The 13,648-nt window shown below is 68.9% G+C and carries 10 protein-coding genes; 5 read left to right on the forward strand and 5 right to left on the reverse strand.

All coding sequences use genetic code 11. The features are described from left to right. The 3 genes from ACFQ36_RS14880 to ACFQ36_RS14890 form a co-directional block, all read right to left on the reverse strand. On the reverse strand, positions 1-677 hold a 677-nt coding region (locus ACFQ36_RS14880; RefSeq protein WP_377014903.1), incomplete at its 3' end, for a biotin/lipoyl-containing protein. A gap of 120 nt (positions 678-797) precedes the next feature. After that, the gene (lpdA, locus tag ACFQ36_RS14885) at positions 798-2,180 is read right to left on the reverse strand and encodes a dihydrolipoyl dehydrogenase (protein WP_377014905.1); all 1,383 of its coding nucleotides are present in this window, start codon (positions 2,178-2,180) and stop codon (positions 798-800) included. Between the two features lie 158 nt (positions 2,181-2,338). Then, positions 2,339-3,859 (reverse strand): leucyl aminopeptidase, encoded by a 1,521-nt coding sequence (locus ACFQ36_RS14890; protein WP_377014907.1) that lies wholly within the window; start codon positions 3,857-3,859, stop codon positions 2,339-2,341. Between the two features lie 275 nt (positions 3,860-4,134). Between ACFQ36_RS14890 and ACFQ36_RS14895 the strand changes: the two genes are divergently transcribed. The 4 genes from ACFQ36_RS14895 to ACFQ36_RS14910 all read left to right on the forward strand — a co-directional run bounded on the left by ACFQ36_RS14895 (position 4,135) and on the right by ACFQ36_RS14910 (position 9,503). Next, positions 4,135-5,073 (forward strand): proteasome assembly chaperone family protein, encoded by a 939-nt coding sequence (locus ACFQ36_RS14895; RefSeq protein ID WP_377014909.1) that lies wholly within the window; start codon positions 4,135-4,137, stop codon positions 5,071-5,073. 34 nt (positions 5,074-5,107) lie between these two features. Beyond that, positions 5,108-6,481 carry a nitrate/nitrite transporter gene (locus tag ACFQ36_RS14900; protein WP_377014911.1) on the forward strand — a complete coding sequence of 458 codons (1,374 nt, stop codon included), beginning with the start codon at positions 5,108-5,110 and terminating at the stop codon, positions 6,479-6,481. A 107-nt stretch (positions 6,482-6,588) separates the two neighbouring features. Beyond that, positions 6,589-7,821 carry a DUF4192 domain-containing protein gene (locus ACFQ36_RS14905; RefSeq protein WP_377014913.1) on the forward strand — a complete coding sequence of 411 codons (1,233 nt, stop codon included), beginning with the start codon at positions 6,589-6,591 and terminating at the stop codon, positions 7,819-7,821. Positions 7,822-8,171: 350 nt separating this feature from the next. Next, positions 8,172-9,503 (forward strand): RNA polymerase sigma factor, encoded by a 1,332-nt coding sequence (locus tag ACFQ36_RS14910; protein ID WP_377014915.1) that lies wholly within the window; start codon positions 8,172-8,174, stop codon positions 9,501-9,503. A gap of 216 nt (positions 9,504-9,719) precedes the next feature. Here ACFQ36_RS14910 and ACFQ36_RS14915 read toward each other — a convergent pair whose 3' ends face one another. Then, entirely contained in the window at positions 9,720-9,944 is a 225-nt protein-coding gene (locus tag ACFQ36_RS14915) for a hypothetical protein (RefSeq protein WP_377014917.1), read from the reverse strand. 264 nt (positions 9,945-10,208) lie between these two features. On the opposite strand from ACFQ36_RS14915, the gene ACFQ36_RS14920 reads away from it, so the two are divergent. Beyond that, on the forward strand, positions 10,209-12,320 hold the full coding sequence (locus ACFQ36_RS14920; protein WP_377014919.1) for a type IIA DNA topoisomerase subunit B: 2,112 nt from the start codon (positions 10,209-10,211) through the stop codon (positions 12,318-12,320). Positions 12,321-12,343: 23 nt separating this feature from the next. Here ACFQ36_RS14920 and rlmC read toward each other — a convergent pair whose 3' ends face one another. Beyond that, positions 12,344-13,468, reverse strand: a complete 1,125-nt coding sequence (gene rlmC, locus ACFQ36_RS14925) for a 23S rRNA (uracil(747)-C(5))-methyltransferase RlmC (protein ID WP_377014921.1) — start codon at positions 13,466-13,468, stop codon at positions 12,344-12,346. Positions 13,469-13,648: the final 180 nt, after the last annotated feature.

Consider the following 13,648-nt stretch of genomic DNA (forward strand, 5'->3'; position numbering starts at 1 on the left):
GCAGCTGCCACCGGCTCGGCGGCAGCGGGTGCAGCCTCGGGGGCGGGAGCGGCCGGAGCGGCGGCAGGTGCGCCGGAGCCGACCACGGCCAGGACGGACCCGACCTCGGCCGTTTCATCTTCCTGGACCCGGATCTCCAGCACGGTGCCGGCAACGGGGGAGGGGATCTCGGTGTCCACCTTGTCCGTGGAGACCTCCAGCAGCGGCTCGTCCACCGCCACGGTGTCGCCGACCTGCTTCAGCCAGCGGGTTACGGTGCCTTCGGTGACGCTCTCGCCGAGGGCGGGCAGGGTGACCTTGGTGCCTTCGGCGGCGCCGGCCTGCGGGGCGGCCGGGGCTGCGGGAGCGGCGTCGGCGGGAGCGGCGTCGGCGGGGGCAGCTTCCTGGGCGGGAGCCGCCTCGGCGGCAGGAGCGGCGGGCGTGGTCTCGGCGGTCCCCTCGCCGGTACCGATGCGGACCAGCGGTGCTCCGACGTCGGCCGTCTCATCCTCGGCCACCAGGATTTCCTCGATCACGCCGGCAACCGGGGACGGGATTTCCGTGTCGACCTTGTCGGTCGAAACCTCCAGCAGGGGTTCGTCTACTGCAACCCGGTCACCTACCTGCTTCAGCCAGCGGGTAACGGTACCTTCGGTGACACTTTCACCGAGGGCGGGCAAGTTCACGGTTTCAGACATGTCGTCCCCGTTTCTCCTTATTCGTGTGTTCTCCAAGTCAGCGCGCGGCTGAGGAATGTTGCAGGCCCGGCGTGCCCCCGGTCGTGGACGGTCCGGGGGCACGCGTGCGGGGATCGGATGTCAGCCGTGCAGCGGGCGTCCGGCCAGGGCCATGGCGGCTTCGCCGAGGGATTCGTTCTGCGTCGGGTGCGCGTGGATCAGGGCGGCAACATCCTCCGGGTAGGCCTCCCAGCTGACAATCAGCTGCGCCTCGCCGATCTGCTCGCCGATGCGCCCGCCGATCATGTGCATGCCGACGACGGGGCCGTCCTTCTGGCGGACCATCTTGATGATGCCGCTGGTGCCGAGGATGGAGCTCTTGCCGTTGCCGGCCAGATTGTATTCGGCGGTCTCCACGTTCTCCTTGCCGAACTTCTCCTCGGCCTGGGGCTGGTTCAGGCCAACGGAGGCGATTTCCGGGTCACAGAAGGTGACCTTCGGGATGTTGATGTCCTCGACGACGGCGGGGTTCCTGCCGGCGATTTCCTCGGCCACGAAGATGCCCTGCTGGAAGCCGCGGTGGGCCAGCTGCACGCCCGGGACAATGTCGCCGACGGCGTAGATGTTGCCGACGCCGGTGTGCAGGCGTTCGTTGGTGGTCACGAAGCCGCGGTCGATGGTGATGCCGGCTTCCTCGAAGCCCAGCCCGCCGGTGACCGGACCGCGGCCGACGGCCACCAGCAGCAGGTCCGCCTCGAAGGTCTTGCCGTCGGCGAGGGTGACGATGACGCCGTTGGCGGTCTGCTCGACCTTTTCGAAGAAGACACCTGTGTTGAACTTGATGCCGCGCTTCTTGAAGGCACGCTCGAGGTTCTTGATGATGGCCGGGTCCTCGTTCGGGACCAGCGAGGGCAGGCCCTCGACGATGGTCACGTCCACGCCGAAGGACTTCCAGACCGAGGCGAACTCGACGCCGATCACGCCGCCGCCGAGGATCACGACGCTCTGCGGCAGTTCGGTCATCTCCAGGGCCTGGTCGGAGGTGATCACGCGGCCGCCGATTTCCAGGCCGGGCAGCGTGCGGGAGTAGGAGCCCGTGGCCAGGATGATGTTCTTGCCCCTGTATGTGCTGCCGTCGACCTCGATGGTGTCCTGGCCGGTCAGCCTGCCTTCGCCCTCGATGACGGTGATGCCCTTGGCTTTGATCAGCCCGGACAGGCCCTTGAACTTGCCGGCGACAATGCCGTCCTTGTAGGCCTTCACCGCATTCATGTCGATGGAGTCGAGCGTGACGTTGACGCCGTATTTGGCGGAATCCCGGGCATGGTCGGCCAGTTCGGCCGAGTGCAGCAGGGCCTTGGTGGGGATACAGCCGTTGTGCAGGCAGGTGCCGCCCAGCTTGCCCTTCTCGATCAGGCCCACCGTGAAGCCCAATTGCACGGCACGCAGGGCGGCGGCGTAGCCGCCGCTGCCGCCTCCCAGTACCAGGATGTCGAATTCTTGCGCAGTTGCCGAATCGGCCACTTGAACGCTCCCTCGCGTGATCAGGACGTGCATATTGCACATCGACTGTTGATTGGGCAAAGTGATGCTAACTGATCACCTTAGCCCTACCTTCTCTCTATCATCTACTTGGTTAAGGCGGTCCGGGGCTCGAATGTGCCCGGATTCACGCCATTGGCTCAGCGGGCCCTGGCCACGACGTCCTCCGCGTACGCCAGCAGCGTCCGCACCGCCATCCCGGTGCCCTCCTTGGGGGTGTAGCCGTAGGCCGCACCTTCGTTGAAGGCGGGCCCGGCGATGTCCAGGTGGGCCCAGGGAATCCGCTCGCCGTGGGCCTCGCCCACGAATTCGCGCAGGAAGAGGGCCGCAGTCATCATGCCGCCGAATTTTTCGCCCATATTGGCCAGGTCGGCGACCAGGGAGTCCAGGCTCGGGCGCAATTCCTCAGGCAGCGGCATGGGCCAGAACAGCTCTCCGGCACGGTCCGCGGCCGCCTTGACCGCATCCCGCACGCCGTCGTCGCCCATCACCGCGCCCACCCGGCTGCCCAGGGCCACCATCTGCGCCCCGGTCAGGGTGGCAACATCGATCAGCACGTCCGGCTCCTCTTCGCTGGCCGCGGCCAGCCCGTCGGCCATGACCAGCCGGCCCTCGGCGTCGGTATTGAGCACCTCCACGGTCTTGCCGCCATAGACGGTCAGCACGTCCGAGGGCCGCTGGGCAGTTCCCGACGGCATGTTCTCGGCCAGGCAGAGCCAGCCGGTGGCCTTCACCGGCAGGCCCAGTTCGGCAATGGCCAGGATGGTATTGAGCACGACGGCGGCCCCGGCCATGTCGCACTTCATGGTCACCATGCCGGTGGCCGGCTTCAGCGACAGGCCGCCGGAGTCGAAGGTGATGCCCTTGCCGACGAAGGCGAGCCTGGCCTTGGGGCGGGCGGGGGCGTATTCGAGCTTGACCAGGCGCGGCGGCCGGGTGGAGCCCTTGCCGACGCCGGTCAGCCCGCCGTAACCGTCCTTTTCCAGCCGCTTTTCGTCCAGCACGGTGATTTTCACCTGGAGGTTTCCGGCCAGCTCCCTGGCCGCGGCGGCAAAGGTCTCCGGGTACAGGTGGCTGGGCGGCTGGTTCACCAAGGTGCGGGTGGCGTTGACGGCCCGGCCGACGATCCGGGCACGCTCCAGCGCCGCGGCCAGGGACTTCTCTGCGGCCGCGGGGGTGAGGATGGTCACTTCCCGGACCGCCGGACGGTCCTTGGCGGCCGTGCGGCTGCGGTGTTCGTTGAACGCATAGGCACCGAGCGCTGCCCCTTCGGCTACGGCGGCGACCGCCTCCACGCTGGCCGCCGGCAGGGCCAGTGTCACCCGGGGCAGGCCCGCGAGCTGCCGCACCGCCGACTCGGCGGCCCGGCGCAGGTCCTCGGTGCCGGCGGATCCGTTGGCCGCGGCCTTGCCCAGTCCGGTCAGGACCAGGACGTCCGCATTGAGTTCGGGCAGGCCCGGCAGGCGGTGTACTTCGTCCCGGGCGCCGGTGATGCCTAGGGCACCGAGCGAGTCATTCAGCGCCTTGGCGGATGCAGCCGCCAGCGGGGTCTTCAGCAGGACCGGGCCGTCGGGCCCCTCGGCCACCCCGACCACCAGCGCGTCGGCGCGGGCCTTCCCGTCCTTGGCGGCACTGATTTTGAGCTCGGGGGTTGTGGCCACGCAGATCTGTCCTCACTTCGCGTCATTCATGTACATCGCTTGGCGTACTTCCTGCCAACGTCACGGTCTTCCTGCCGACGTCACGGTGCCGTCCGGCTGGCGGACGCTGCCGGGCGCGGGCGGATGCCGAGCAATAACGTTGTGTCTACAGTAGTGCCGCCGAAGTTGCTTCGGAATTATTTCGATCCGCTGCGCGCTATGCGCAAAACGGATATCGTCATCGCAGCCGCGCCGGCACCCACGGTGCCGGCGCGGCTGCCGGAATGGAGAAAGTGATGCTGGACCCCCAATCCCTGGTCAGTACGAACCACCGGCTCATCGATGCGGAGGAGCTGCGCGGGCTGGACATGATCGTGGGGTTCACCGGCGTTGCCGAGGCCGGCCACGTGGTTTCGCAAATCCGCAGCGAGCTGCTGGACCAGCTCGAGTCCGAGCGCGTGGCGCGGTTCGATGCGGACCAGCTGGTGGACTACCGCGGCAACCGGCCGCGCATCGCCTTTGCCGGGGACCATTTTGCGGACTACCAGGCACCGGCCATCGAGCTGTACCGGCTGCGCGACGGCCTGGGCAGGTCCTTCCTGCTGCTGACCGGGGCTGAGCCCGACTACCAATGGGAGCGGTTCTGCCGTGCGGTGCTGCGTCTGGTGGAGCGCCTCGACGTGCGGCTGGTGGCCTGGATCCAGTCCCTGCCGCTGCCGGTGCCCCATACCCGGCCGGTCGGCGTCACCGCGCACGGCAACCGCCAGGACCTGATCGAGGGAATCACCTCCTGGAAGCCGACGGCGGAACTGCAGGCCGCCGTCGCACCCCTGCTGGAGGTGCGCCTGATGGAGGCCGGGCGCGACGTCGTCGGCTATTCGGTGCACGTGCCGCACTACCTGGCGGATTCGGTCTATCCGCAGGCCGCCGTCGCGGCCTTGGAATACCTTGGCGCGGCGACCTCGCTGGTGCTGCCGACCGACCGGCTGCGGGAAACCGGCCGCGATGTCGGGGTGCAGATCGCCGAACAGGTCAGGGATTCGGCGGAGGTGGCGCGCATTGTCGGCAAGCTGGAACAGCGCTACGACGAGCATGCGGAGCACACGTCCCGCCGCTCGCTGCTGACCAAGGAAAACGACGAGCTGGCGGACGCCGACGAACTCGGCGCCGCCGTGGAGGCCTACCTGGCAGCCCAGCCGCCGCGCCAGGACGGGCTGCCCGGCGTGGGGGATTAGCGTCCCCCTCGTACCCCTGCCGATAATGAGGGACATGGATACGCGGCGTGCATGGTTGATTTGGGGAATCGCAGTTTTCGCGTATCTGGTCGCCATCACGCAGCGGACGTCCTTCGGCGTAGCCGGCCTGGCCGCAACCGAACGGTTCGACGCTTCGGCCGCGGCCCTGTCCGCCTTCACCGTGGTCCAGCTCCTGGTCTACGCCGGCCTCCAGGTGCCCGTGGGCCTGCTGGTGGACAGGTTCGGCTCCCGCGCCATGATCGCCGGCGGCGCAATACTGATGTGCCTGGGCCAGGCGCAGCTGGCTTTTGCCGCCTCGGTGCCCGAGGGGCTGGTAGGGCGCCTGCTGGTGGGGGCCGGCGATGCCATGACGTTTGTCTCCGTGATGCGCCTGCTGCCGACCTGGTTCCGTCCGTTGCGCATCCCGCTGCTGACCCAGCTGACCGGCATACTGGGCATGCTGGGCCAGATCGTCAGTGCCATTCCGTTCGTCGCCCTGCTGCGCCTGAATGGGTGGACGAGCGCGTTCCTCGCCGCCGCCGGGCTGTCCGTCCTGGCCGCGGTGCTGGCCGCCGCCGTCGTCCGCGACGTGCCGGACGGCGTCGTGCGGCCGGTGCCGCCGACGCTGCGGCAGACCGGACAGTCCCTGTCCGGAGCCTGGAAGCAGCCGGGCACCCGGCTGGGGCTGTGGTCGCACTTTACCGTCCAGTTCGCGGGCAATGTCTTCGTGCTGGCCTGGGGTTACCCGTTCCTGGCCTCGGCGCAGGGCCTGGACCCGGCCGCGGCTTCGGCCCTGATGACGCTGTTCGTGGTGGTGGCGCTGGCGTGCGGGCCGTTCGTGGGTACGTTCGTCTCCCGCCATCCGATGCGCCGCTCCAACATGGTGCTGCTGATTACGGCTGCCACGGCAGCGGTGTGGCTGGCCGTCATCCTGTACCCGGGACGTGCGCCGCTGTGGCTGCTGGTGCTGCTGGTGGTGGTGCTCGCGGTGGGCGGGCCCGGCTCGATGATCGCCTTTGATTTCGCCCGGACCTTCAACCCGGTCAGCCGGGTGGGCACGGCCACCGGCATTGTGAACGTGGGCGGGTTCGTCTCGGCGCTGCTGGTGATGTTCGGCATCGGCCTCATTCTGGACGCACTCAAGGCCAGCGGCTTCTCCGGCGGCCAGCTGTATGCGCTGGAGTCCTTCAAACTGGCCTTGTGCCTGCAGTTCGTGTTCCTGGCCGGGGGTGCCGCGGCGCTGCTGGCCACCAGGCGGCAGGTGCGCACGCAATTGGCCGAGCAGGGCGTGATGGTCCAGCCGCTCCATAAGGTGCTGCTGCGCCGTTCGCGCACCGCGCGAACGCAGCGCCGGCCGGAGCCGCCGAGCCGCGCGAAAGACACGGGGGACCCGGGCGTCCGCGGCTGACCGGACCTTTGCCGTCCAGTCCTCCACAGGCGGCCCCGGTGCCGAATGCGTGCACAACGGGGCATAGCGCCCTGACCCGGACAGGCCGCCGCATCCAGACTCGGTGCATGGACACCACACCTCTTGACCCGGAACCCGCGCCGCCACCGGACCCGTTCAAGGCCAAACAGGCCCAGGACATCCTCGGCTACATTCCGCATGCGCTGGGCTTTGTTCCGGCCGAAAGCGCCGTGCTGATTTCCCTGACCGGCCGCCGCCTGGGCGCCACCCTCCGGCTGGACCTGCCGCGGCACCGGGACGCGGACACCCTCACCGGCTTCGCGGACGCCGCGGCCGGCTACCTGCGCAGGCACCGGGCCGCTGACAGCTCGCTGCTGGTCATCTACACGGCCGCCGGATGGGACGGCACCCCTCCGGCCTACGCAGTCCTCGCGCACCACCTGCTCGCCGGCCTGGCCCGGGCAGGGCTGCCGGTGCGGGACGGCTGGGTGGTCGGCCCACGCCACTGGCGCGGCCTGTACTGCACGGATCCGCAATGCTGCCCGGACCCGGGCCACAGCACGGACCGGATTGCCGAAAGCGTGCTGAACGCCGAGATGATCTACCGGGGAAGCCAGGTGGCGGCAAGCCCGGAGGCGGCTCTCGGCCTGCCGGAAGCCGTGCCGGGCTGGGACCGGGAACGGCTGCGCACCGGGGTTGCTGAATTCGCCGGCAATTTCACCGGCAATTGGACCCACCCTGACACCTTCCGGCGGACCTTGGGCTGCTGGGAGCGGGAAGTCACCGGCGGCGGCCTGCCGGAACAGGACATGGCGGCGTTCCTGCTGGCCAGCCTGGAATGCACGGGCGTCCGTGATGCGCTGGTGGTCCAGGTCTGCCTCGGCTTCGATGCCGCCTACGGCGGTGCCCTCGGCAGCGGCCTGCTCACCGCGCCCCGTCCCGGGACGGGCTTTCCCGCCGGGACGGGGACCGGCCTGCCGGAATGGGAACCGGACCGGTCCCCGGGGGAATATGGCAGCGGCTTTGCCCGGATCCTGACCGGCAGCACCGCCTCCCCGCCGGACTGGGGCCGGGTGGACGCGGCGGCGAAGCTGCTTGCCTCCCTCTACACCGCGGCCGAGGCCACGCCCAGGGCAGCCTGCGGGACCATCCTGGCCTGGCTGGAGTGGGCACGCGCCCGCGGGTCGAGGGCCCAGTCCATGGTCGACGCGGTGCTGGGCGAATGTGCGGACTACCGGCTGGCCGTCCTGATCCACGGGCTGCTGGCCAGCGGGGTGTTGCCCGAATGGTCCTTCGACCCGGACACGGCATGGCCCGGCACGGCTCCGCGGGCGGCCTGACCGTGCCTGCCGGGCAGGGGAGGCGGACCTGCGCGGACGCGGCGGCGCGGAGGCGGACCCGGGGGCCGGACTGCGGCACCGCCGGGTTGTGGGTGCGGGACCGGCGGACGCCTTCTTTCACGCCGGCTGGGAAATCATGAGACAATGGGAACCGAGACCCGGTCGGGTTCGTGTTTCAGATAGTATTCCCAGCAGTCTTCACTGATCCGGGAATACCAGTACCGCGGCACAGGTTCTGCTTTGCAGGCCCTGCGTCCGCGGATCGATCTTGAATCAATACACGGACTTGACAGGGTCATAGTGGTGTTGCCCGCAGGTAGCTCCACAGAACGCCGTATGAAAGGTTCTCTGTGTCACCCGACAAGAAGACTGCAGCAGCTCCTGCCGAAGAGACTGCGACCTCTGCGACAACGTCGTCGACCAAGACCGCGGGCGCCAAGCAGACCGCTGCCCGGTCCGGATCCAAGGGCCGCAAGGCCGCGGGGCCGGAGGAAGCACCGAAGCGCCGCGGGCGCAAGCCCGGTGCCGCTGCCGCCAAGAAGGGCCCGGCCAAACCCGCCGAAGCCGAAGCGGAAGAGGAGATCGATGAGCTCGAAGACGAGAATCTGGACGTCGAGCCGGACCTGAGCGAGGTCGAGGAAGTCGAAGTCGTCGAGGACACCGATACCGAGGAAGCTCCGGCGAAGAAGGCCTCCGAAACCGGCACCGGCTTCGTGTACTCGGATGCCGACGACGACGATGCTCCCGCCCAGCAGGTGGTTTCCGCCGGCGCCACCGCGGACCCGGTCAAGGACTACCTGAAGCAGATCGGCAAGGTCGCCCTGCTCAACGCCGAGCAGGAGGTGGACCTGGCCCTGAAGATCGAGGCGGGCCTGTTCGCCGAGGAGAAGCTGGCCAAGGACGACGGGTCCATGGACACGCGCCTGCGCCGGGACCTGGAGCAGATCGTCCACGAGGGCAAGCGCGCCAAGAACCACCTGCTCGAGGCCAACCTGCGCCTGGTCGTCTCGCTGGCCAAGCGCTACACCGGCCGCGGCATGCTCTTCCTGGACCTGATCCAGGAGGGCAACCTGGGCCTGATCCGCGCGGTCGAGAAGTTCGACTACACCAAGGGCTTCAAGTTCTCCACCTACGCCACCTGGTGGATCCGCCAGGCCATCACCCGGGCCATGGCGGACCAGGCCCGCACCATCCGCATCCCGGTGCACATGGTCGAGGTCATCAACAAGCTCGCCCGCGTCCAGCGCCAGATGCTCCAGGACCTGGGCCGCGAACCCACCCCCGAGGAGCTGGCCCTCGAACTGGACATGACCCCGGAAAAGGTCGTGGAGGTCCAGAAGTACGGCCGCGAGCCGATCTCGCTGCACACCCCGCTGGGCGAGGACGGCGACTCGGAGTTCGGCGACCTGATCGAAGACTCCGAGGCCGTGGTGCCGGCGGATGCGGTCAGCTTCACCCTGCTGCAGGAACAGCTGCACTCGGTGCTGGATACCCTGTCCGAGCGCGAGGCCGGCGTGGTCGCCATGCGCTTCGGGCTCACCGACGGCCAGCCGAAGACTTTAGACGAAATCGGCAAGGTCTACGGTGTGACCCGCGAACGCATCCGCCAGATCGAATCCAAGACCATGTCCAAGCTGCGCCACCCCTCGCGCTCGCAGGTCCTGCGCGACTACCTGGACTAGGCAGGCCGGCGGTCCCGGCGGCGGCCGCGGACCCGGACTGCAGGCGGTGCCCCCTTTCCGGGACGGGGAAGGGGGCACCGCCTTTTGCGTGCCGGCAGGCCCGGAACACACGCAAGAGGGAACACACAAGAGGAGGGGACCGGATGTCCGGTCCCCTCCTCTTGTACTCGATATGCGGTTTTTCCCCGGGATGGGACCCCGGTCCCTAATCGGTCCCTAATCGTCGGCCAGCGCGGGGGACTTCTCCTGAAGCCGGCCGGTCTCGTCCTGCCATTCGGCGGCGATCGGGCGCAACTGCGCTTCGTGCTGGCGGGCGTGGTGGGCGCAGAAGAGCAGTTCTCCCCCGGAGGAGGACAGCACAACGCGCACGTAGGCCTGTGCGCCGCAGCGATCGCAACGGTCCATCGCGGTCAATTCACGGGTGGCTACTGCTGTTGTCATGGCGACCTCCTTCAAGTGCGTTACGCCTATATAACCATCCGGGCGCCGGATTTTTTCATCTTCCGGGCCCACTTTCGCTCTCCGCGTACTCGCTGCCTTGCTCCGGCAGCCGGCGCCGACCCGGTTGTGACCGACGCGCTCGGCTGTCTGTGCGTTCGTACGGGCCAAGGGGGACTAGCCTAGTAATGGCCGGTTGTCCCAAATAGCCGGCCCCGGGATCTGCCCGTGCGATCCCCGCACCCCGTACAAGGAGTAGCTTTACCTGTGACGCCACCGAGTTCCGACTACACTGCCCGGCACCTGTCCGTTCTGGAAGGCCTGGAGGCAGTGCGCAAGCGGCCGGGCATGTACATCGGGTCCACGGACTCGCGCGGCCTGATGCACTGCCTGTGGGAAATCATCGACAATTCGGTCGACGAGGCGCTGGCCGGTTTCGGACAGAACATCAGGATCATCCTGCACTCGGACGGTTCGGTGGAGATCCACGACGACGGCCGCGGCATCCCCGTCGACGTCGAGCCGAAGACCGGCCTGAGCGGCGTCGAGGTCGTGTTCACCAAGCTGCACGCCGGCGGCAAGTTCGGCGGCGGCTCCTACACCGCCTCGGGCGGCCTGCACGGCGTGGGCGCGAGCGTGGTCAACGCGTTGTCTGCCCGGCTGGACGTGCAGGTGGACCGGGGCGGGAAGACCTATCAGATGTGCTTCCGCCGGGGCGAACCCGGCAATTTCGCCGACACCGGCAAGACCCCGAGCCCGGAGGCCCCCTTCGAGCCCTTCCTGGACAGTTCCAAGCTCGCCGTCGTCGGCAAGGCCAAGCGCGGGGTGACCGGCACCCGGATCCGGTACTGGGCGGACCGGCAGATCTTCACCCCGGATGCGAAGTTCTCCTACGAGGAACTGCAGGCGCGTGCCCGGCAGACCTCGTTCCTGGTCCCGGGGCTGCGCCTGACCCTGCGGGACGAGCGCCGGCTGCCCGGCACCCCGGGCGAGGACGGGCCGGTGGAGGAGGTCTTCCACCACGACGGCGGCATCTCCGAGTTCGTGGAGTTCCTCGCTGCCGACACCGCGGTCACCGATGTGTGGCGCATCCACGGCGCGGGCAAGTTCAAGGAGACCGTGCCCGTGCTGGACGGGAACGGGCACAGCCGGATCGCCGAGGTGGAGCGCCACTGCGAGGTGGACGTGGCGCTGCGCTGGGGCATCGGCTACGACACCACCGTGCGCAGCTTCGTGAACATCATCGCCACGCCCAAGGGCGGCACCCACCAGAGCGGCTTCGAGCAGGCGCTGCTCAAGTCCTTCCGCAAGGTCATCGAGGCCAACGCGCGCAAGCTGAAGGCCGGCAATGACAAGATCGAGAAGGACGACGTGTTCGCAGGGCTGACCGCCGTGCTCACCGTCCGCCTGGCCGAGCCGCAGTTCGAGGGCCAGACCAAGGAGATCCTGGGCACCTCGGCCGTGCGCGGGATCGTCTCCCGGGTGGTGGAGAAGGAGATCACCGCGAAGCTGAACTCCACGGCCCGCGCCGACAAGGCCCAGTCGGCGCTGCTGCTGGAGAAGGTCGTCAACGAGATGAAGTCCCGCATCTCCGCGCGGGTGCACAAGGAGACGCAGCGGCGGAAGAATGCGCTGGAGACCTCGTCCATGCCGGCCAAGCTGCTGGACTGCCGGACCGACAACGTGGAGCGTTCCGAGCTGTTCATCGTGGAGGGCGACAGCGCACTCGGCACCGCGCGGCTGGCCCGCTCCTCGGAGAACCAGGCGCTGCTGCCGATCCGCGGCAAGATCCTGAACGTGCAGAAGGCGTCCGTGGGGGACATGCTCTCCAACGCCGAATGCGCCGCCATCATCCAGGTGGTCGGTGCCGGTTCCGGGCGCAGTTTCCAGCTGGACGCGGCCCGCTACGGCAAGGTGATCCTGATGACGGACGCGGACGTGGACGGCGCGCACATCCGCACGCTGCTGCTGACGCTGTTCTTCCGGTACATGCGGCCCATGGTCGAGGCCGGCCGGGTGTACGCGGCCGTGCCGCCGCTGCACCGGGTGGAGGTGGTCAACCCCGGTGCCAAGGCCAACGAGATGGTCTACACCTACTCCGACAGCGAGCTGGTGCAGCTGCTGGCCACGCTGGAGAAGGACGGGCGCAAGTACAAGGAGCCGATCCAGCGCTACAAGGGACTGGGCGAGATGGACGCGGACCAGCTGGCGGAGACCACGATGGAGCCGCGCCACCGCACGCTGCGCCGGGTGCGGATCGAGGATGCCGAGGCAGCCGAGCGCGCCTTCGACCTGCTGATGGGCTCGGACGTTGCCCCGCGCAAGGAGTTCATCATCGCCGGTGCCAGCATGCTGGACCGCGAGCGGATCGACGCGTAGCCGGTCCGGCTGGCCGGCGCGCCCTAGGCGCGTTCGAGCAGGACCATGACTTCGTAGTGGGCGGTCTGCGGGAACATGTCCAGCAGCCGGGCGCGCCGCACGGTGAACGAGGGCATCGCCGCGAGGTCGCGGGCCAGGGAGGCGGCATTGCAACTGGAATAGACCACGTGCTGCACGGAGGACGATTCCAGCCAGCCGCACAGCCCGCGGCCGATGCCCCGCCGCGGCGGATTGACGATCACCAGGTCGGGTGCCCGATCCGCCGCGGCGGCGAAGGCCGCGGCATCGCCGGCCTGGAAGCGCACCCGGTGCAGGCCGGCCTGCCGGCTGCTCAGTTCGGCGCTGGCAACGGCTTCCCGGCTGGTCTCGATGCCGACAACATCCCGGCATTCGGCGGCGCAGTGCAGGGCAAAGCCGCCGACGCCGCAGTACAGGTCCCAGACCGATGCCGGCGCCAGCTCGTCGACCCACGCGCGGCCCTGGCGGTACAGCGCCGCGGCGATTGCGGTATTGGTCTGGAAGAAGCTCTGCGGACGCAGGTGAAGGTCGATGCCGTTGACACGCATCCGCAGCGTCGCCTGGTCGGTGAGCAGGATCTCGCGCTCGCCTTCCACCACCGCCTTGTGTTCGGGGTGCAGGTTGACCGAGACGACCTCCAGCTGCGGCAACGCCTGCAGCAGCGCGGGCAGGTGGCGGCGGATGCGCCCGACCAGCTTCTCGGAGCGCAGCACCAGGCGCAGCATCAGCCTGCCGTCCGGGGATTCGGTCACGATCAGGTACTTGAGCTCGCCGCTGCGCCGCGGAACGTCGTAGGGCGTGAGCCGGGCCTGCTTGACGAACGCGGCGAGCACGGGGAAGCCGGCCTGCAGTCCGGGCGTGCACAGAGCACATTGGCTCAGGTCCACGCCCCGGCCCTGGTCGTCGAGGATGCCGATCGTCGGGTTCCGGGCCGTTCCGCCGACCACCATCTTGGCCTTGTTGCGGAAGCCCGATTCGGCGCTGGCCACCGGCGGCAGCCACTGCAGGTCCGGGTGGCCGGCGAGGAGATTGCGGCAGTGCAGCTGCTTCGCGGCCAGCTGTTCGGCGTAGGGGCGGTCGAGCTGTGTGCAGGAGCGGCAGCGGCCGGCCTCGAAGTAGGAACAATGCATGACCGGTCAATTCTACCGGTCCGCTACCGGTCCGCTGCCGGTCCGCTGCCGGTCCGCTGCCGGTCCGCTGCCGGCCCGCGGACGGGCCCTAACCGGCCAGGCCCGGGGCGATGAGCAGTACGGTGGGCACCGAGAGCAGCAGCGCCGCGCCCAGCACCACCAGGTACTGCCCGGCCGCGG

The organism is Arthrobacter sp. GCM10027362 (assembly GCF_042679445.1).
In the GTDB taxonomy this organism is placed as follows: Bacteria; Actinomycetota; Actinomycetes; order Actinomycetales; family Micrococcaceae; genus Crystallibacter.